This is a genomic window from Streptomyces sp. NPDC104226 (genome assembly GCF_055584085.1).
Genome location: NZ_JBVJMS010000005.1, coordinates 408,780 through 422,801, shown reverse-complemented (window position 1 = coordinate 422,801; position 14,022 = coordinate 408,780). Strand labels below are relative to the sequence as shown.

Below are 14,022 nucleotides of genomic sequence, written 5' to 3'. Positions count from 1 at the left end.
AGGACTGCTGTCCTGGCGGTATGGCTCTGGCTTACGTACCCATGACCGCCCGCAGCCGGGACGAGGGCCACCGCGCCTCTACCCCGCTGGAGCTGTTCTTCGACCTGTGCTTCGTCGTCGCCATCGCGCAGGCGGGCGCCCAGCTCGTGCACGCGCTGGCCGAGGGCCACCCCGGCAGCGGGGTGATCAACTACTTCTTCGTCTTCTTCGGCGTGTGGTGGGCGTGGATGAACTTCACGTGGTTCGCCTCCGCCTACGACTGCGACGACGTCCCGTACCGGATCGCGACGCTCGTGCAGATCGCCGGCGTGCTCGTCTACGCGGCCGGCGTGAGCCGGGCCTTCGACCAGAACGACTGGTCGGTGGCGGTCATCGGCTACCTGATCATGCGCGTGGCACTCACCGCCCAATGGCTGCGCGCCGCCTCCGGCGAAAGCGGCACGGCCCGTACGGCGGCCCTGAAGTACGCGGCCGGGCTGGTCCTGTGCCAGGCCGGCTGGGTGGCGCTGCTGTTCGTCCCGGACGGCTCCAAGCACTGGCTGTTCCTGGTCCTGGTCGCCGCGGAACTCCTGGTACCGGTGGTGGCCGAGCGCGGCCACCAGACGCCGTGGCACGCCCACCACATCGTGGAGCGCTACGGACTGTTCACGATCATCGTGCTCGGCGAGACGATCGCGGCGAGCACCGTGGCCGTGAAGTCGGCGCTCGACGAGCACGAGGCCCTGGGCGAGCTGCTGCCGATCGCGGCCGGCGGGCTGCTCATCGTCTTCGCCGCCTGGTGGATCTACTTCGCGGTGCCGATGCACGAGCACCTGACCTCCAACCGGGAGGCGATCCCGTGGGGGTACGGCCACCTGTTGATCTTCGCCTCGGGTGCGGCGATCGGCGCGGGCATCGAGGTCGCGGTCGAGCACGCGGTCGGCAAGGCACACATCTCGCAGCTCGCGGCGAACGCGGCCGTCACCGTCCCGACCGCGCTCTTCCTGCTGATGGTCTGGCTGCTGCACTCCCGCCACTTCAAGCGGGGCCTCGCGCAGCAGCTGACCCTGCCGGTCTCCGCCCTCGCGGTGCTGGCCTGCTCGTGGGCGGGCACCTATGCCGTCCTGTACGCGGGCCTCGTCGCGGCGGCCACGGTGGTCGTCGGGATGGCCCTGGCCGACCACGACGACCGACCGGCCTCCGAGGCCGGCCCCGCCGGCGTCTGAGGCGCCCTTCAGCCCCGCCGGCGTTTGAGGCGAGGGGGTCCGGGGGCGGAGCCTCCGGACCGACGGCGCCGCGCCGGACCCGTCACCCCCGCGCCCCCGGCGCCGTTTCCAGGTCATGACGCTCCCCGCACAACGCCCCGGCCAAGACCCCGGCAAAGAACTCGCCGACCCGGCCTTCTGGCAGGCTCCCCCCGCCCACCGGCTGGCCGCCTTCGCCCGCCTGCGGGCCCTGGACTCCCCCGTGTTCGTCCCCGAAGGCCCCGGGCGCACCGGGCACTGGGCCCTCGTACGGCACGCGGACGTGCAGGAGGCGAGCCGGCTGCCCAAGGTGTTCGCCAGCGCGCCCGGGGTGACCACGCCCGAGCCGGCCCGCTGGGTGCGGGCGCTGTTCGGGGACTCCATGGTCAACCTGGACGGCGCCGAGCACGCGCAGCTGCGCAAGATCGTGCAGCGGGCCTTCACCCCCCGGCTGCTGGCGGCCGCGGAGGAGGACATCCACGCGGTGGCGGCGCGCATCGTGGACGACGTACTGGACCGGCAGCCGGACGAGTTCGTCGAGGCGGTGGCCTCGAAGCTGCCCCTGGAGGTCATCTGCAACATGATGGGCATCCCGGAGCGCCACCGCGCCGAGATCGCCGACCGCGTCAACCACGCCTCCGAGCACATCGGCGTCGAACGGGGTCTGGCGGCCCGGCTGCGGATGCCCGGGCGCGGGCTGCGGGCCCTGGCCCGGATGCAGCGGATGGTGGCGGGGATCGGGCGGGAGCGGCGCGAGAACCCGACCGACGACCTGATCTCGGCCCTGGTCTGCGCGAACGTGGACGGGGAGGCGCTCGGCGCCCGCCAACTCGGTGCGTTCTTCTCCCTGTTGATGGTGGCCGGGGTGGAGACCACCCGGAACGCCATCACCCACGGGCTGACCTTGCTGACCGACCACCCCGATCAACGCGACCTGCTGGTCGAGGACTTCGAGGGGCACGCGGACGGCGCGGTGGACGAGATGATCCGCCACTCCACGCCGATCATCCAGTTCCGCAGGACGGTCGCCGCCGAACACACCCTGCGCGGCCACGCGTTCGTCCCCGGCGACAAGGTGGTGCTGTACTACGCCTCCGCCAACCGCGACGAGGACGTCTTCCCCGATCCGGACGCCTTCGACATCACCCGCTCCCCCAACCCCCACCTGGGGTTCGGCGGCGGCGGACCGCACTTCTGCCTGGGCGCGCACCTGGCCCGGGTGGAGATGAAGGCGCTCTTCCGCGAACTGCTGACCCGCCCGGTCGGACTGCGCGCGGTCGGACTGCCGGACCTGGCCGGGTCGAGCTTCGACAACCGGGTCCGCTCGCTGCGCTTCGCCTTCGAACAGCCGTAGGCGGACCGGCCACCGGGCAGGCTGGGGGCCCGGCGGCCGGAGCGGGGGCGACGCACACCGGGCGCGCGCCAGGTGCCTGGCGCTACAGGTGCCCGGCGCCGCAGACACCTGGTGCCGCGGACGCCTGGTGCCGCAGACGCCTAGCGCTGCAGGCGCCGCACGGCGAGGACGGCGTGGGCGCTGTGGTTGAGCACCTCGATGTCTCCGGCGAACGCCTGGAGCGTCTCTGCGTCGACCGGCTGTCCGGGAACCGCCTCCGGCCAGGCGCGGGTGGCGAAGAGGAAGTAGGCCTGCTCGCTGTCCGAGGCCGCCTTGACCCACTCCGGCGGGGCGATGCACTTCGCGTTCATGCCCGGCAGGGTGAGCGCGATCTGGTTGCCCTCCAGGAGGATCTGCACCGGGAAGGAGGCCGGGTTGCGCACCCCGTCCATCACCACGTCGCCGATCGGCAGGCCGATCTCCTCCAGCAGCCCGCGGGCGGCCGCCTCGCTCGCCTCACGGCCGTCGGGGCCGTCCCCGAGGATGTAGGCGAGGAGATACGGGATGTCGTGGGCCTCGTTGGGGTCGCCGATCCACGCGAGCACCGAAAGGGTGCCGAGCTTGGAGCGGTCGAGTTCGGCCTGGGTAGAAGTCATGCGCCGCACCTTAGTGGTCACCGACCCGGCCCTTTGACGCCGTTTCACCCGGGCGGGCTAGACGGCCCAGAATCCACCTCCGGAATTCGCCACCATGTTCGCGTCCTGGTACTGGAGCCGAACGATGCGCGCGTTTTCCGGAATTTCGAACACCACCCATCCTTCGGCCCGCTCACCGACCGAGAGCGAATCGAAGACGAGTGGTTTGCCGGTCGTGAGCTCCCCCGTGGGCACCACCGGGTGGCGCTGCCCCGCGCCGTCGAGCGCCCACATGCGCCCGAGAGCCCCGTACGAGGCCCCGCCGACGTTGACGAACGACATCGAGGCCGCCACCCAGCGCTTGCCCGCCGCCGGGGCGAAGTTCTTCTCGACGCTGACCGCCGGATCGACGTAGGCACCCAGCACCACCTGGAGGTGGCGGCCCACCTCCCGCCCCCTGACCCGTACGGAGTCACCCACACGGGCGTCCTTCGAGGCGGCCCGCGCCACCCCGTCCCGCTCGGCCGCGGGGTCGTCCCCGACACCCGGCGCACCGTCGTCGACCGGTACGGCGGGCACCGCGGCCGGGGCGAGCGCGGCCCCTTCGGGGGCGCCGGAGCAGGCCGTGGCACCGAACAGCAGGATCGGGAGGAGGGCGGCCGTGACAAGAGCGGGCTGACGCATGCGGGATCCCTTCGGGGATCTTCGGGGACGTATTCCGGTCAGTCTCACGCGCCCGAGCGGGCAATTGCACACACCGACACGAGCACGCGGAACGCATTGACCTCCATATGCCAGCACAATGCGTTCCGGCGGAATTCCGCAAACCCCCGCACCCTCGTCCAACAGGAGGAACGATGGCCACGACCGGCCCCCGCATGGCCTTGGCCGCACTCGCCGCACTGGGCGCCACGGCGGTATTCACCGCCCCGGCGAATGCCGCCCCCCACGGCAGCGCGCCTTACGGAAATGACATTTACGTATCTTCGGAAGCCCACATCGCCCCCGACGGCACGATCCACCTTTCCGGTGAGTACCACTGCTCCGCGCCGTCACCCTCGGGAACGGTCCAGATCAAGGCGACCGTCGAGCAGGAGGACGTCCGCCTCAGCATCGGCGGCGGCGACGCGCAGTGCGACGGCGAGGTGCACGACTGGTCCGCGCACGGCACCCTCCGGCTCACCCCGACCGTGCACGCCGGCGAGGCAATGGCCAAGGCCGAGCTGCAGGAGATCCGCTTCGGCGGCGGACTGCTGCCCCGGTCGATCGACACGGTCGCCCAGGACGCCCGCCCGGTCCGGGTGATCGACCACCGGTAGCCACCGTCCCGCGGTGCGCGCGTACGCCCCTCCGGTAGCCGCCGCTACCGGGAGCCGGGCGTCGGCCGCGGCCACGTACCGACCGCGGCCGGACCCCGCGGCCGGACCTCTCGACGGGACCGGCCCGCAGCGGGACCGGCCCGTCACCGCACGCGGGCGCCTCGCCTCACCGGCACGCGGGCGCCTCGCCCGTCATCGACATGAAGGCCACCGTCTGACACCCCGGGTCCGAGTCCGGGCGCCCGGTCGACCAGTCCACCGCCGTCGCCGCCCCGGCCGCGCACAGCAGCAGGGCCAGGACGCCCGTCACCGCGCGCTTGCTCAGCCGGCGCACGGGAGGTTCCACAGAAACCGTTCCATGGCGGCATCATCGCCCCGCCCCCACCGCCCCACAACTCGGCGTGACCGCACGGTCACGGTCCGGCCCCGCCGCCGCCCGGCCCCTCACGGGGCGCTCCGCGCCGCGCTGCCCGCCGCGGAGAACTCGCACCACACCGCCTTGCCGTCGCCCCGGGACTCCACCCCCCAGTGCGTGGCCAGCGCGTCCACCAGCAGCAGCCCGCGCCCGGTGGTCGCGGCCTCCCCCGGGGTCCGCCGCCGCGGCCACACGCTGGAGCGGTCCTTGACCCACAGCCGGATCCGCCGCACCGGCTCCGGCAGCACCTCCATCGTCAGCACCGCACCGCCGTCGGTGTGCAGCAGGGCGTTGACCAGCAGCTCTCCCGCCGCCAGCTCCACGTCGTCGGCGAGCTCCGGCATGCCCCAGTCGCGCAGCGCCTGCCGCAGGGCGTAGCGGGCCTCGGAGAGCCCCTCCGGGTCCGCCTGGTGGACGTACTGGTGGATGCGCGGTGCCCGGTGCGTGCCCGGGTCGGGGGCCCGGCGCAGCACCAGCAGGGCCACGTCGTCGCCGGAGCCCCAGCGCTCCCACAGCCGGTCCGAGAGGTGGTCGGCGAGCGCCCCGGCCTCCTGCGGGCCGCTGCGGACGGCGTGGGCGAGGGCCTCCATGCCCTGGGTGATGGCGGTGCCGGGCTCCTCCACGAGCCCGTCGGTGCACAGCACGAGGGTCTCGCCGGGGACCAGGTCGAGCCGGGTCTCGGGGAACTCCTCCTGCTCGAAGACGGTGGCCAGCCCGAGCGGCAGGCCGCCGCGCACGTTGGGCCAGCCCGTTCGCCCGTCCGTGTGCCGGATCAGGGGTCCGAGGTGGCCCGCGCGGACCGCTCGTACGCCTCCGGTCTCCAGGTCGACCTGGGCGTACATGCAGGTCGCGAACCGTTCGGTGTCCAGCTCGGCCAGGAAGCGGGAGGCGCGCGCCAGCACGGTGGAGGGCGGATGGCCCTCGCCTGCGTAGGCCCGCAGGGCGATGCGGAGCTGGCCCATGATGGCGGCGGCGTGGGTGTCGTGGCCCTGTACGTCGCCCACGACGATGCCGACGCGGTCGCGGGGCAGGGAGATGACGTCGTACCAGTCCCCGCCGACCTCGCGCCCGCTCCAGGCCGAGTGGTAGCGCACCGCGATCTCCCCGCCGGTGATCTCGGGGATCCGGCGCGGCAGCATGGCGGCCTGGAGCATGGTGGCGAACTCGCGCTCCTGGTCGAAGAGGAGCGCCCGCTGGAGCGACTGGGCGACGATGCCCGCCAGGCCCAGGCAGAGGTTGCGCTCCTCGGGGCTGAAGTCGGTGCGGCGCCGGTAGAAGAGCACGAGTCCGCCGATGGACTCGGCCTGCGCGATGAGCGGGAGGTAGGCGGCCGCGTCGTACTGGATGCGGTTCAGGTAGTCGGAGAGCAGCGGGAACTCCTCCGCCAGCTCCGTGAGCGAGGTGACGAAGCGCGCCGTCCGGCTGAGCACCGCCTGCGAGAGCGGCAGCGAGCCGTCCAGCCGCGTGAACTTGCGCTCGCTGAGGATCTCCAGGGATTCCCCGCTGAGCGCGATGATCTTGATGTGGCCGCCCTCGACCAGTCCCAGCGCCATTCCGTCGACGCCGAGCCGTTCCAGCGCCCCCGCGCCCGTCAGCGTGGCCGTCACGTCGTCGACGGTCACCGCCCGAGACAGGGCCTCGGTGGTCCGCTGCACGATGGTGGCCTGCTGGGCGCGCGCCGACTCCAGCTTGCGCAGCACCGTGAGGTGGGCGAGCTCGGCCGTCGCGTCCCGGACGATGCCGACGATGCGCACCGGACGCCCTTCCGCGTCCCGCAGGACCCGGCCCTGGGTGTGCGTCCACTGGTCCCGGCCGTCGCGCCGCTGCACCGTGAAGTACTGGCCGTACGTCTCCTCCCCGCCGTCCAGGACGCCCTGGACGGTGTCCCGGAGCCGCGCGGCGTCGTCGACCGGGATCCGCAGCCCCAGGCTGTCGGGGGTGCCGTCGTACTCCTCGCCCTCCAGGTCGAAGACGGCCATCCCCGCCTCGTCCATGTCCACGGTCCCCGCGTCGAGGTCCCACTCGAAGCTGCCCATGCCGTTGAGCGCGAGCCGCTCGCCGGGGCCGACGTGGGGGTGCTCGCCGATCCCGCCGTTCCCGGTGCTCCCCGGGCTCCCGGGGGCCTCCGGTCTCTTGTCGCGTCGCTCCGCCGCTGCCACGAGACTCACACCACCTAACGGCCGGGCCAGCACGGCTGGGAAATGAGCCGCTCCCACTCCTCGTCAGGATGCCCCGGAAGGGTGCGGCCGGCCTCCTGCCAGCGTTTGACGAGGGAGAGGTAGATCATCGAGGGGTCGTACGAGGCCTGCGGATACGGGGCCTGCGCGGGCCGGCCGTGCGCGTGCGGGGCGTGCGGGTACGGAGACTGCGGGTACGGGGACTGACCGTACGGCTGCGGGGGCGCCGCCCTCGTCGTGCCGGGCTGCTCCGCACGGCTGGCCGGGATCCTCACCCAGCCCCGGCCCTGTGCGCGCTCATCGCTCATCGCGACACCTCTCACATGTGGTGACTGGCTCTCACGCTCTGTGCCCGGCAGTGGGAGCCCGGTCGGCCCGGGGCGCACCGGTGGAACCCGTCAGCGGGCCCCGGGCCCCCAGACGCTTGCGGACTCCTGACACCAGTCTCCCCGCCGTGAAGCCGGCACCGTGCACGAATCGCATGGAAGGGCCGAATGAGGGAGCGGTCACCAGCCCCGCGAAGAACAGCCCCGGCCACGAGGACTCGAAGCCGGACGTCAGCTCCGGCGTCCCGCTCTCCCCTACGGTGACCAGCGCGGCCCGCAGCCCCGCGTCGAGCAGCTCCAGCCGGGCCAGGTCCGGGGTGAAGCCGGTCGCCGCGATCACGTGCGCGGCGTCCAGGACGACGGACTCCCCGGCGGCGGTGGCCAGCCCGAGGCGGGTCCGCCCGCCCACCGGGACCGCCCGCTGCAGCCGGTGCCCGAGCAGGACCGGGACCCGCTGCTCGAAGCGTTCCCGCAGCCACCAGGCTCCGGCCGGGCCGAGGGCGGTCGCCGCGATCCGCTCCCGGGTGGGCGCGGGCAGCCGGCGCACCGCCCAGGGCAGCTCCGACCAGGCCCAGCTGCGCCAGCCGGTGCCGAGGCCGCTGTGCGGATTGCGCAGGGCGCGCAGCGGGGGCCGCCGCAGCGGTTGCGGGACGGTGTTCCAGTTGAGCCGGGAGCGCCGGGCCACGAGGCACGGGCGGGCGCCGTTCTCCGCGAGCAGGGCCGCGGTCTCCAGGGCTGCCTGCCCGGCGCCGAGCACGGCCACCTCGTGGCCGGCGAAGCGGGTGAGGTCGCGGTGGCCGCTGCTGTGCGAATAATGCGCCGCGGGCAGCTCCCGCAGCGCGTCGGGGTACCGGACGAACGGCATCACGCCCACGGCCAGCGCGACCGTCCGCGCGAGCAGCGGCGGCCCTTCGGCGGTGCGGATCAGGAAACCCCCGCCCTGCGGGGTGATTTCGGTGACGGTCGCCTCCTCCACCGGGGGTGTGGCCTGCCGGGCGAACCAGAGCCCGTACGCGCTGAACGTCCCGATGGGCAGCGGAGTTCCGTGTTCGGCGGCGATCCCGCGGCCCGCGCAGTACTCGGCCAGCGTGTAACGCCCGCCGGGCGCCGACAGGTTGGAGGACCACGGCTCCGACTTGAGGTACATGCCCTCGGGCATGTGGTCCCGCCAGGAGGCCATGGGCCGTCCGAGGATCCGTACGTCGAGCCCCGCACCGGCCGCGTGGGCCGCGATCGAGAGCCCGTAGGGCCCCGCTCCGACCACCACGAGGTCGTCCATCCGTGTCACTGCAGTCCCTCCAGCATCATGGTTCATCCCCTGTCACCTGCGTCCCACGACGCCCTGCACCCCTGCGGCTTCACCGCCTCACGGCGTCACCGCGTACTCGCGTCCCGGCCTCCCGGCGTCCCGGCGTCCCGGCGTCCCGGCGTCACCGCGTCACCGCGTCACCGCGTCACGAGCTCGTCCGGCTCCGCCGGGGCCTCCGGCGGGGCGGACCGGGTGCCGGATCCGGCCGCGCCGCCGGAGGCCCCCGCGGCGGGCGGCGGCAGCTGCCGGCCCCGCTGGTGCGGGGCCCGGACCACCGCCCTGGCCGTCCGGCGGCCCTGCTCGGGGACCCCGCGCAGCACCCGCAGGCCCTTGAACGCACCCCGCCCCAGGAAGGCGCCGAGCATCGCCAGGAACGGCCTCGGGTCGTCGGCCGCGAACCAGGCCGCCTCCACCTGCCCCCGCTCCCGGCCCCGGCGCACCGGAGCGGCCGCGGCGCCCGCTCCGGGGGGCGGAGCCGGGGGACGGCGCGGGAGCGATCGGCCGCGTACCGCCGCGAGCAGGGCGTAGTTCTCCGCAACGAAGACCCGGCCCGGCCCGCCGGACGGCTCCGGGACCCGTTGGCCCGTCAGGTCCAGGTACATCGCCTGGACCACGTCCAGCCCGCCCGCGTCCGTGAAGAGCCTGAACTGCGCCCCCGGACGCGGGTTGAAGTCGACCAGGCGGAAGACGCCCTGCTCGTCCCGGCGGAAGTCCAGGTCGAGGATCCCCTGGTAGCCGAGCCGCTCGGCGAGCCGCAGCCCCGCCTCCTCCACCGCCGGGTCCGGCAGCCAGCGCCCGACCGCCGTCAGCCCCGTCCGGACCGGCCAGGACATCTCCTTGCGCCCCGACCCGGTGATCAGCGGACGCCCGCCCCGGGCGAACGCGCCGTGGAAGAACCAGTCGGTGTCGGGCCCGGCCGGCAGGAACCGCTGGAGCAGCAGCCGGCTGCCCGCCTCCTCCGAGCGCTCGTACAGCCGCCGCGCCTCGGCGGCCGTGTGGAGCAGGGTGGTGCTGCGCAGGCCCGTGCCGGAGGGCAGCAGCCACGGCCGGCTCCACTTGGCGATCACCGGGAGCCCGAGCCGCCACGCGGCCTCCGTCGCCTCGGCCCCGCTCGCCGGGATCACGGTCTCCGGGTGCGGTACGTCCCACCGGGCGCAGAGCCGCGACAGCTCGGCCTTGTCGGCCACCCGCGCCGGCAGGTCGTCGGGCTGATGGGGGATCCGGAAACGGTCCGTCAGCATCGGTGCGACGCGGGACACCGCGATCGCGCTGAGGTCGTCCATGGCGATGAGCACCGCCGGGCGGCCGATCTGTTCGGAGACCCCGGTCAGGCACTCCAGCAGCGCTTCGGGCGTCTCGGGGTCGAGTCCGCCGGACGGTCCGGGATGCACGGCACGCAGGTAGCGCGAACGCCCCATGGGACCTCCCCCGGCCTCGACGACGGCATGGACCTCCACACCCGTGCGCCCAAGGGATCTGACGGCGCCGAGGGTTCCGTGGTGGAACGGATTCCGATCGAGTCTGAGCAGAACTGCGGGCACTTGGCTGGGATGCGCGTGCATGGAAACGGTGTCTTTCACCTAGTCGGACCAAGCGGGGGGAGTGCACAGGTGCGAATGGCCTATGCGGAGGTCACCGGACAGGCCATTCGTCAGATGTGATGCCTAACGTCTTTGGTAAGCACACCGATTCAGGAAAGCTCGGGAGACGCCATGCCCACACCACGCCGCCGACTGGCGAGCACCTGCATCGGAACGGTGACGGCCGGACTGCTCGCCACCGGAGCCGCCCTCGCGGCCCCCGAGGAGCAGGGTCCTCACGCGGACATCGCCATGGGCGCCTACCTCGACTACGGGCCGCCCGGCGTGGCCCGCATCCCGTTCCTGTCGAACTGGCTGGGCGGCAAGGAGATCCGGGTCGGGCACACCTATCTGCCCGGTGACCAGTGGGCCGGCATCGAGGGCAACGTCGGCTTCCTGGACGACTGGGCGCAGTGGCGGCGGCAGCGGAGCGACCGTCTGTTCGTCCTCAACGTGCCGATGCAGGAGCGGAACGAGGCCCGGGTCCCCGACCGCCAGGTGGCCCAGCTGATCCGGGCGGGCGCGGAGGGCCAGTACGACCGGCACTTCAAGAAGCTCGCCGAACGACTGGTGGCGCTGGGCGTCCCGGACACGGTGATCGTGCTCGGCTGGGAGATGAGCGGGGTCACCTACACCCACCGCTGCGGACCCGACCCGGAGAACTGGAAGGCGTACTGGAAGCGCATCGTCAACACGATGCGCTCCGTGCCCGGCCAGAAGTTCAAGTTCGATTTCGCCCCGAACCGCGGCACGGACGCGATCGGCTGGACCAAGTGCTACCCGGGCGACGACGTGGTCGACATCATCGGGATGGATTCGTACGACCAGGGTCCCGGCCGGAACTTCGACGAGCAGATCAGCCAGCCCTACGGGCTCCAGCAGCACGTCGACTTCGCACGAGCACACGGCAAGGAGATCTCGTACCCGGAGTGGGGGCTGTTCCGCAACGGGGACAACCCGGAGTACGTGCGGCGCATGCTGCAGTGGATCGACAAGCAGAAGCCGCTCTACCACACCATCACCGACTACTGCCCGCACGGCGTCTGGCAGTGCAAGCAGAATCCGGCCTCGACGAAGGTCTTCCGCGAGGCGCTGACCCCGCAGCGGCCCGACCCGGTCATCCCGACCCCGGTCGTCCCGACCCCCGTGGTGCCCACGCCGGTCATCCCGACCCCGCAGGTCCCCACTCCGGAGATCCCGACGCCGGTGGTCACCCCGCCGGTCGTGCTCCCCAGCCCGGAGGTCCCGAGCCCGGTCGCCCCGAGCCCGGTCGCCCCGAGCCCCGTCGAGCCCAGCCCGGCAGAGCCCAGCCCGCTGGTCCCGAGCCCGGTCGAACCCAGCCCGGTCGCCCCGAGCCCCGTGGTGCCGACGCCCTCGCCCGTGGCCCCGAGCCCGGAGATCCCCGTCGAGCCCAGCCCGGCCGTCCCCAGCCCGGTCGTCCCGAGCCCGGTCGTCCCCAGCCCCATCGAGCCGAGTCCCGTCGAGCCGAGCCCGGTCGAGCCCAGCCCCGTCGAGCCCAGCCCGCCGGTCCCGTCCCCCGAGGTCAGCCCGAGCCCGGTCGTGCCCAAGCCGAGCCCCGAGGTCCCCTCCCCGTCGCCCTCGCCGGTCGTACCGAAGCCGGAGCCCGAGCCGACCCAGCCGCCCAAGCCGACGACACCGCCCGTCAACAGCACGGAGTGGTGCGTGCCGATCAACTTCGGCGAGTGGCTCTCCAAGCTGGTCGGCAAGCAGTCGGTCTGCATCAAGGTCGACTGGGGCAGGGAGACCGGCTTCTGGCCCTTCTAGGCGGAGCGTTCGGGTCATCGGACCCGCAGTTCGTTGAGCCGCGCCCGCCAGTCCCTGGCGGCCGGCAACGCCTCCCGCAGTACGTCCACCACCCGCTCGCGCCCCGTCACCTGCGACTCGTGCAGTCGCAGCAGGGGCGCGAGCGCGGTCGTGGCCAGCAGGAAGCGCTGGTTGACCACCGTCCGCGGCCGCCAGTGGTTCTTGTACGGTTCGTTGCCGCGCAGGAAGCTGACCACCGGGCGGCCTTCGGCGAGCGCCCGGGTGGTCTCGTAGCGCAGCAGCAGCGTGGCCACGTCCACCTTCCGGTCGCGCAGGCCGGGGTCGGCGCCGTAGAGGTAGCCGCCGCTGAGCGAGCCCGAGAGCAGGGTGAGGTTGGCGGCCACCACCTTCCCGTCGAGCCGGAACTCCGCCAGCCGCCCCTCCCCGGCGCGCACCATCCGCCGGGTGGCCCGGGTCAGGTGCTCGGCGAAGCGGGGCTTGAGGTGTTCGGGGGTCACCCCGCGGCCGCGCCACTGCTTCTCGTGCAGCCGCAGCAAGGTGCGTACCGCGCGCGGCACTTCCTGCTCGGTGACCTCGTGCTCCTCGATGCCCGCCGCGTCGGTCTTGCGGAGCTTGGCCCGCACCCGCTGGGCGCCGGAGGCCGGCATCCGCTTGACCAGCTCGTCGAAGGGCATGGACGGCAGCTCCATGCAGGTGGAGTCGGTGAGCTTGCTGGCGATCCCGGGCCAGGCCGCGAACACCGCCTCGGCGGCGGCCCCGGGCCGCACCTCGCGCAGGTCGACGACGGCGCCCCGGGCAGCCCGGTGCAGGCCGTGGGCCAGGGCCGGGACGACCTGGTCGGCGTGGTCCGCGGCCACGAGCACGTCGAAGTAGTCGGTGATGCCCCCGCCGAGGGGCACGAGCAGCGGCATCGGCCGGTGTACGAGCATCAGCGCGGCCGCACCGACCAGCTCCTCCCCGCGCCGCACCAGGACGATGCGGAGCCGGCCGTCCTTGCCGTAGGACAGCCACCAGGAGTGCAGCCAGGCGTGGCTCTGGAACGGAGTGGCGGTGGGACAGCCGCGGACGAGCCGGTTCCACGGCTCCTCCAGCGCGGCGAACTGCCGGGGATCGCGGCACAGCGTCACCGACAGGGCCCCGGCGGAGCCGGTGGTCATCGCACCGACTCCTTCTTCTTGGCCGCGGCGGGCTCGCCCTGCGCGGGCAGCGAGGCGTACTCCTCGACGGTCTCCGCGGTGCTCTGCGCGGTGGTCTGCGTGATGCTCTGCGCGGCGGGACCCTCGCCGCGCCGCCGGGCGGCGCCGGGCCGGGCGAGCAGCCACAGCCCGCCCAGCAGCCCGCCGGCGCACAGGCCGACGGCCCCGCTGAGGGTGGGGGACGCGGAGGCGGGCTCGCTGGGCGCGACGGCCTGGTTGAAGAGGAGCAGCTGCACGCCGGTGTTCTTGGCGGCCTGGTTGCTGCTCAGCGACAGGGCGTCGGCGACCGCGTTGGCGATGTCGGCGGCTTCGGCCGCGCTCTTCGCGGTCCCGGTGATGGCGATCATCGGGGACTCGGGAGAGGTCTCGGCGCGGACCTGGGTCCGCAGCTTCTGCACCGCGATGCCCGCGCGGGGCTGGGCGTAGGCGAGGGTCGAACTGCTGGTGGCGATGCGGGCGTAGGCCTGGGCGAAGCCGAGGGCGGTGGCCGGCTCGGTGGTGTCGTCCGGGACGGCGACGACGTAGCTGGTGGCGGCGTACTCCGGTGCCTTGAGCACCCCGTACGCCCCGCCCGCGCCGAGCCCCAGCAGCGCGGCGGCGGGCAGCGGCCACCACGCGGGGGGCGGCAGCAGCCGTACCCGGCGCCGGTGGGTGGACTTCTTCTGGTCGGCGTTGTCCGCCATGTGCGTGCCTCTTTCCTGGTGGACGAGTGCTTGCTTCGGGG

The 14,022-nt window shown here is 73.4% G+C and carries 13 protein-coding genes; 4 read left to right on the top strand and 9 right to left on the bottom strand.

Annotation, left to right across the window (positions count from 1 at the left end; all coding sequences use genetic code 11):
* The first annotated feature begins 20 nt into the window (after positions 1 to 20).
* Positions 21 to 1,205: a low temperature requirement protein A gene (locus ACZ60J_RS18405; protein WP_469683031.1), complete on the top strand. Its 1,185-nt coding sequence runs from the start codon at positions 21 to 23 to the stop codon at positions 1,203 to 1,205.
* 115 nt (positions 1,206 to 1,320) lie between these two features.
* Entirely contained in the window at positions 1,321 to 2,577 is a 1,257-nt protein-coding gene (locus ACZ60J_RS18400) for a cytochrome P450 (RefSeq protein ID WP_469683029.1), read from the top strand.
* Positions 2,578 to 2,717: 140 nt separating this feature from the next.
* Here the strand turns inward: ACZ60J_RS18400 and ACZ60J_RS18395 are convergent, their stop codons facing one another.
* Both ACZ60J_RS18395 and ACZ60J_RS18390 read right to left on the bottom strand, forming a co-directional pair.
* Positions 2,718 to 3,212, bottom strand: a complete 495-nt coding sequence (locus ACZ60J_RS18395; RefSeq protein ID WP_469683027.1) for a DUF5949 family protein — start codon at positions 3,210 to 3,212, stop codon at positions 2,718 to 2,720.
* A gap of 57 nt (positions 3,213 to 3,269) precedes the next feature.
* Positions 3,270 to 3,875: a DUF4352 domain-containing protein gene (locus tag ACZ60J_RS18390; RefSeq protein ID WP_469683025.1), complete on the bottom strand. Its 606-nt coding sequence runs from the start codon at positions 3,873 to 3,875 to the stop codon at positions 3,270 to 3,272.
* A gap of 173 nt (positions 3,876 to 4,048) precedes the next feature.
* On the opposite strand from ACZ60J_RS18390, the gene ACZ60J_RS18385 reads away from it, so the two are divergent.
* A complete protein-coding gene (locus ACZ60J_RS18385) occupies positions 4,049 to 4,510 on the top strand; it encodes a DUF6299 family protein (RefSeq protein ID WP_469683023.1) in 462 nt (153 codons plus the stop codon).
* A gap of 166 nt (positions 4,511 to 4,676) precedes the next feature.
* Here ACZ60J_RS18385 and ACZ60J_RS18380 read toward each other — a convergent pair whose 3' ends face one another.
* The 5 genes from ACZ60J_RS18380 to ACZ60J_RS18360 all read right to left on the bottom strand — a co-directional run bounded on the left by ACZ60J_RS18380 (position 4,677) and on the right by ACZ60J_RS18360 (position 10,155).
* A complete protein-coding gene (locus ACZ60J_RS18380; RefSeq protein ID WP_469683021.1) occupies positions 4,677 to 4,856 on the bottom strand; it encodes a hypothetical protein in 180 nt (59 codons plus the stop codon).
* Between the two features lie 98 nt (positions 4,857 to 4,954).
* Positions 4,955 to 7,012, bottom strand: a complete 2,058-nt coding sequence (locus ACZ60J_RS18375) for a SpoIIE family protein phosphatase (RefSeq protein WP_469683283.1) — start codon at positions 7,010 to 7,012, stop codon at positions 4,955 to 4,957.
* An 86-nt stretch (positions 7,013 to 7,098) separates the two neighbouring features.
* Entirely contained in the window at positions 7,099 to 7,410 is a 312-nt protein-coding gene (locus tag ACZ60J_RS18370; protein ID WP_469683020.1) for a hypothetical protein, read from the bottom strand.
* A gap of 31 nt (positions 7,411 to 7,441) precedes the next feature.
* Positions 7,442 to 8,707: an NAD(P)-binding domain-containing protein gene (locus ACZ60J_RS18365; RefSeq protein WP_469683018.1), complete on the bottom strand. Its 1,266-nt coding sequence runs from the start codon at positions 8,705 to 8,707 to the stop codon at positions 7,442 to 7,444.
* A 167-nt stretch (positions 8,708 to 8,874) separates the two neighbouring features.
* Positions 8,875 to 10,155 (bottom strand): carboxylate--amine ligase, encoded by a 1,281-nt coding sequence (locus tag ACZ60J_RS18360; protein ID WP_469683016.1) that lies wholly within the window; start codon positions 10,153 to 10,155, stop codon positions 8,875 to 8,877.
* 294 nt (positions 10,156 to 10,449) lie between these two features.
* Between ACZ60J_RS18360 and ACZ60J_RS18355 the strand changes: the two genes are divergently transcribed.
* On the top strand, positions 10,450 to 12,102 hold the full coding sequence (locus ACZ60J_RS18355; protein ID WP_469683014.1) for a glycoside hydrolase family 26 protein: 1,653 nt from the start codon (positions 10,450 to 10,452) through the stop codon (positions 12,100 to 12,102).
* A 14-nt stretch (positions 12,103 to 12,116) separates the two neighbouring features.
* On the opposite strand, the gene ACZ60J_RS18350 is transcribed toward ACZ60J_RS18355, so the two are convergent.
* Complete coding sequence (locus tag ACZ60J_RS18350) at positions 12,117 to 13,259, bottom strand: GNAT family N-acetyltransferase (RefSeq protein WP_469683013.1); 1,143 nt, start codon at positions 13,257 to 13,259, stop codon at positions 12,117 to 12,119.
* On the bottom strand, positions 13,256 to 13,981 hold the full coding sequence (locus tag ACZ60J_RS18345) for a YveK family protein (RefSeq protein WP_469683011.1): 726 nt from the start codon (positions 13,979 to 13,981) through the stop codon (positions 13,256 to 13,258). Before ACZ60J_RS18345 ends, ACZ60J_RS18350 begins: the two co-directional genes overlap by 4 nt.
* Between the last annotated feature and the right edge of the window lie 41 nt (positions 13,982 to 14,022).

What these genes read in the sequence shown, in the direction of transcription:
- ACZ60J_RS18370 (WP_469683020.1), bottom strand. Translation starts at nt 7,410, where the DNA reads ATGAGCGATGAGCGCGCACAGGGCCGGGGCTGGGTGAGGATCCCGGCC.
- ACZ60J_RS18395 (WP_469683027.1), bottom strand. Translation starts at nt 3,212, where the DNA reads ATGACTTCTACCCAGGCCGAACTCGACCGCTCCAAGCTCGGCACCCTT.
- ACZ60J_RS18385 (WP_469683023.1), top strand. Translation starts at nt 4,049, where the DNA reads ATGGCCACGACCGGCCCCCGCATGGCCTTGGCCGCACTCGCCGCACTG.
- ACZ60J_RS18405 (WP_469683031.1), top strand. Translation starts at nt 21, where the DNA reads ATGGCTCTGGCTTACGTACCCATGACCGCCCGCAGCCGGGACGAGGGC.
- ACZ60J_RS18360 (WP_469683016.1), bottom strand. Translation starts at nt 10,155, where the DNA reads ATGGGGCGTTCGCGCTACCTGCGTGCCGTGCATCCCGGACCGTCCGGC.
- ACZ60J_RS18390 (WP_469683025.1), bottom strand. Translation starts at nt 3,875, where the DNA reads ATGCGTCAGCCCGCTCTTGTCACGGCCGCCCTCCTCCCGATCCTGCTG.
- ACZ60J_RS18355 (WP_469683014.1), top strand. Translation starts at nt 10,450, where the DNA reads ATGCCCACACCACGCCGCCGACTGGCGAGCACCTGCATCGGAACGGTG.
- ACZ60J_RS18400 (WP_469683029.1), top strand. Translation starts at nt 1,321, where the DNA reads ATGACGCTCCCCGCACAACGCCCCGGCCAAGACCCCGGCAAAGAACTC.
- ACZ60J_RS18365 (WP_469683018.1), bottom strand. Translation starts at nt 8,707, where the DNA reads ATGGACGACCTCGTGGTGGTCGGAGCGGGGCCCTACGGGCTCTCGATC.
- ACZ60J_RS18345 (WP_469683011.1), bottom strand. Translation starts at nt 13,981, where the DNA reads ATGGCGGACAACGCCGACCAGAAGAAGTCCACCCACCGGCGCCGGGTA.
- ACZ60J_RS18350 (WP_469683013.1), bottom strand. Translation starts at nt 13,259, where the DNA reads ATGACCACCGGCTCCGCCGGGGCCCTGTCGGTGACGCTGTGCCGCGAT.